This window comes from Pseudomonas sp. PME37.24/025, assembly GCF_055556615.1.
Genome location: NZ_JBVHNK010000260.1, coordinates 1 through 266 on the forward strand (window position 1 = coordinate 1; position 266 = coordinate 266).

Genomic DNA, 266 nt, shown 5'->3' on the forward strand with positions numbered 1-266 from the left:
TGTGTCGCGCCAGTTGTCGGGCCATCCTCGGTAAAACCCTCCAGGAACGACGCCGCCTCCCGCAAGTCGCGCCCGGTAATTCGCTCGACGACCTGACGCGGCACACCGGCAACCATCGAAATGAGGTTGATAGTCACGGTAAGGCCGCGCTCGGCCACCGTCGCGCGCTCCAGTTCGCCCGCTGTCGGCTCGCGAAGCGTGAGCGTCGTAAAGGTCTCGTCGCCGATCTTCACCGGCTTACGCAGCGTCAGAATCTTTTGGTCTTC

The 266-nt window shown here is 63.2% G+C and carries 1 protein-coding gene; it reads right to left on the reverse strand.

Annotated features, from left to right (window positions below; translation table 11 throughout):
* Positions 1-266 (reverse strand): phage tail assembly protein (locus ACZ3HH_RS30290; protein WP_465810301.1); only part of this gene is annotated, 266 nt, incomplete at both ends.